Below are 3090 nucleotides of genomic sequence, written 5' to 3' on the forward strand. Positions count from 1 at the left end.
CTTTACCAAATTAGCCAACAATACGATAGTCAAACAATTTCATATGAAAGACCTTCAACAGATTTTACATGCTTACCAAAACTGTAAAGTCCGAAAGCAAAAAGCAGCCTTGGCAACAGTGGTAAAAGTCGACGGTTCAGCATACAGACGACCTGGTGCAAGAATGCTCGTCACCGAGGATGGGGAATTGACAGGGGCGATCAGTGGTGGCTGCCTTGAGGGTGATGCTCTAAGAAAAGCCCAAACGGTAATTTTTCAGCAAAAATCAATGCTTGTCACCTACGACACCACTGACGAAGATGACCAAAAGTTTGGTGTTGGCCTTGGTTGCAATGGGATTATTCAAGTACTCATAGAACCTCTTGATTTTGAAGATGTCTCCAATCCGGTTGAATTGTTGAAAATAGCCCTTGAAGATCGCATTCCAGGTGTTTTGGTGACGGCCTTTTCGCTGAAAAATGCACGGGCAGAACAGTTGGGTACAAGATTGGTTTGGAAAGCAAATGAAATCAGTGGTAAACCGGAAACTTTGGAACCGAAATTATTGGAACAGATTCAAAAAGAATTCAGGGTCATTGATGGGGATAATGTGAGCAGTCTCAAGCAATATGAAAATCCTGAAGAAATTTGGGTTTTCTATGAAGTCCTAAGCCCCACAATCCATCTTTTTCTATTTGGCGCAGGCAATGACACCATTCCTGTTGCGAAAATGGCTTCCTTATTGGGCTGGGAATTGACGTTGATCGATGGAAGGAAAAACCACGCTACGAGCCAAAGATTTCCGACTGCTTCCAAAATCATCATAGAACCGGCCGATAAGGCTGTTGGAGGCTTAAAACCTGACAAAAACACGGTCGCATTATTGATGACCCATAACTTTGAATATGAGGCTGTGGTATTGAAAGATTTGATTCCCTATTCCCTCCCCTACATCGGGATTTTGGGTCCAAAAAAGAAAACAGACAAATTGATTGCAAGGTTGGAATCAGAAGGAACCAAAGTTCCAACCGAAAACATCTATGCCCCTATTGGTCTTGACATCGGGGCAGAAGGATCTGAGGAAATTGCATTGTCAGCCCTTGCCGAGATCAAAGCTGTTTTGGCCAACAAAAAACCTGATTTTTTGAGAAACAAAATCGGACCAATCCATGAGGACAGATGAAAACTGAAATCAAAACCGGAGTCATCATTTTGGCAGCAGGAAGTTCTTCCCGATTGGGACAACCCAAGCAGTTGCTTGAGTTCAATGGAAAAACACTGTTAGAAATTGCGATTGAAGCTGCGCAAAAATCTTTTACCCAATCTTGCGTCCTTGTTTTGGGTGCAAATGCCCTTATGATTTCTGACTATATCAAGCACTTTCAGATTCCTCAGGTAATCAATGAAATTTGGCAGGATGGCATGGCCTCTTCCATGCAAAAGGGATTGAGGTATTTGATAGAAAATGAAGCAATTGACCAAGTAATCTTGATGCTTTCGGATCAGCCTTTTGTAAATAATGAAATTCTTAACTTACTGATTGAAAATAAATTAAATACACATAGTAATATTATTGCTTGCAGTTATAATGGCACATTCGGTGTTCCGGTATTGTTCACCAAAAAGTATTTTCCGGAACTACTTTCCTTAACCGGAAATGAAGGCGCCAAAAAATTGGTGTTGTCGCATCAGGATGATTTGGAAACTATAGATTTTCCTAAGGGCGCAATCGACATCGACACCATCGAAGATTATCAAAAACTGAAAAGTAGCAGCTAGGTTTTCCTCAATGTTTCCACCATTTTTTTGATATACTCAGCCGCAAAAATAATTTCAGACTCGGTAGTATTTAAACCCAAACTGAAACGGATCGACGCCCTTCCCAAATCGGGATCAATTCCCATGGCAGCCAAAACATGGGATGGTTTTGGAGAAATACTCGTACAAGCAGAACCTGAACTCACCGCAACTTCTTTGTTTACCCTTTGGAGAAGCTCCACTCCTTCTACTCCTGCAAAGGAAATATTGGAAACGTGGCTGAGTCTGTTTTCCAAACTCCCATTTACTTTTGTTCCTTCTATTTCCAAAATCTTTGTTTCCAGCAGATTCCGTAGCTTTTCCAAGCGTTCAGCCTCTGCCAACTGATTTTTTGATCGGAGTTCAGCTGCTTTTCCAAACCCTACAATCCCTGGCACATTGAGCGTTCCGCTTCGGAATCCCTTTTCGTGGCCTCCCCCATCTATCAATGTCAAAGGTTTTGGAAGATGATGGTTGTGTCGGATATAAAGCGCTCCAATTCCTTTTGGTCCGTACATTTTATGGGCAGAAATGGCCATCAGATGAATTCCCTTCAAATCAATTGGCATTTTCCCTGCAACCTGAACCGCATCTGTAAAAAGGATGATATCTTTCTCTTGGGCTATTTTTTTGATTTCATCTATAGGATGGATAAGGCCGGTCTCATTGTTTGCCCACATCAAAGCTATCATTTTGGTATGGGGCAGTATACTTGATTTCAATTCCTCCAAATCGACTTCACCATATTGGTTGACAGGAAGATAAGTGACCTCCGCACCATGTGATTCTAGGTGTCCCAATGTGTCCAATACGGCTTTGTGCTCTGTTTGGCAGCTGATATAATGTTGCTTTTGACCCCGATAAAATTCAAAAATCCCTTTCAAGGCCAAATTGATGGCTTCAGTAGCCCCTGATGTAAAAATGATTTCCTTCGGTTTGACCCCTATCAAATTGGCGATTTGTTCACGGGCGGTTTCCACTGCATCTTCCGCCATCCAACCATAAGCATGGCTTTTGCTTGCGGCATTGCCGAAGTGCTGTCCAAACCAAGGAATCATGGCATCAACTACCTCAGGTGCACAGGGTGTGGTGGCGTTGTAATCCAAGTAAATCGGGTATTTCATCGCCTACTTAAAGTAAATTCCAAGGTAAAACCTTTCGCCAAAAGCCACAAACCAAACCGGATTAATGGTAGAATTAATTAAATTTGAGCATGCAAGAATCCTGGAATTTTTCTGTAGCAAAAGAAGCCCAGTCAAAAAATCCCGAATCACTTTTAAAGGATTTATTGTTGCCGCACGAAAAAGACCTGGG

The 3090-nt window shown here is 42.0% G+C and carries 3 protein-coding genes; 2 read left to right on the forward strand and 1 reads right to left on the reverse strand.

Features of this window, described 5'->3' with window-relative positions:
* Window positions 1-1162 (forward strand): XdhC family protein (locus ACZFYI_RS18120; protein ID WP_462525532.1); only part of this gene is annotated, 1162 nt, incomplete at its 5' end.
* Complete coding sequence (locus tag ACZFYI_RS18125) at window positions 1159-1758, forward strand: nucleotidyltransferase family protein (protein ID WP_462525533.1); 600 nt, start codon at window positions 1159-1161, stop codon at window positions 1756-1758. The genes ACZFYI_RS18120 and ACZFYI_RS18125, both read left to right, overlap by 4 nt.
* On the opposite strand, the gene ACZFYI_RS18130 is transcribed toward ACZFYI_RS18125, so the two are convergent.
* On the reverse strand, window positions 1755-2900 hold the full coding sequence (locus ACZFYI_RS18130; protein WP_462525534.1) for a cysteine desulfurase family protein: 1146 nt from the start codon (window positions 2898-2900) through the stop codon (window positions 1755-1757). The two genes, ACZFYI_RS18125 and ACZFYI_RS18130, sit on opposite strands and share 4 nt — an antisense overlap.
* Window positions 2901-3090 lie beyond the last annotated feature (190 nt).

The organism is Aquiflexum sp. (genome assembly GCF_977115555.1).